The following is a 947-nucleotide window of genomic DNA, read 5'->3' on the forward strand; positions in this document are numbered from 1 at the left end:
CTAGCGGGCTGACGGTGCCTCAGGGGCCGGTTCCGGGAAGCCGTCGTGGACGGCGGGCCGAGAGGTGCAGGCTCGGGGCATGATGGCGGACTTCGTCACGGGACGCTGGAGTGCCGAGCTGGAGGACCTGTTCCTGCGGGTGGGCGGAAGGTTCGGCCGGGTCGAGGTGCGGCGCCGGATGCGGGATTACGTCCGGGGCCTGCTGGGCCCGGTCGGCCGCAAGAACAGCTGGCAGCTGGCCGAGTACGCCGGTCACAACGGCCCCTACGGGCTGCAGCACCTGCTGTCGCGCAGCAGATGGGACCCCGACGAACTCCGGGACGACCTGCAGGAGTACGTGGCCCAGCGGCTCGGCGCCCCGGATGGCGTCCTGATCGTGGACGACACCGGATTCCTCAAGAAGGGCGTCGTCTCCGCCGGGGTGCAGCGGCAGTACTCCGGCACGGCAGGGCGGACCGAGAACTGCCAGATCGGCGTCTTCGCCGCCTACGCCTCCGGACGGGGACGGGCGCTGGTGGACCGGGAGTTGTATCTGCCCAAATCGTGGACGAACGACCCGGACCGCTGCAATGGAGCCCGCGTCCCGGCCGAACGCGGCTTCGCCACCAAGGGAGAACTCGCCCGCACCCTGGTCCTGCGGGCCCTGGCCTCGCCGCTGCCGATCGTCTGGGTGACCGCCGACAGCCTCTACGGGCAGGAGTGGCGCTTTCGCCACCTGCTTGAGCAGGCTCAGGTCGGCTACGTGCTCGCGGTGCCCAAGTCCCAGCAGATCAAGTCGCTGTTCGGGGTCTGGCGCATCGACCAGCTCCTCGACGATGCCCCCGCCGATGCCTGGCAGCGGCTGTCGGCCGGCGACGGTGCCAAGGGCCCGCGCGTCTATGACTGGGCCGCGGCGAAGCTGCCCGTCAATATCGTCTTCGACCCCGATCCCCCCACCCACGAGCGGT

At 70.5% G+C, this 947-nt stretch carries 1 protein-coding gene; it reads left to right on the top strand.

Features of this window, described 5'->3' with window-relative positions:
- Positions 1 to 79: 79 nt before the first annotated feature.
- Positions 80 to 947, top strand: an 868-nt coding sequence (locus IE274_RS39135; protein ID WP_190120721.1) for an IS701 family transposase, incomplete at its 3' end; no start/stop codon positions are given.

It is taken from the genome of Streptomyces flavofungini (assembly GCF_014650815.1).
GTDB classification, from domain to species: domain Bacteria; phylum Actinomycetota; class Actinomycetes; order Streptomycetales; family Streptomycetaceae; genus Streptomyces; species Streptomyces flavofungini.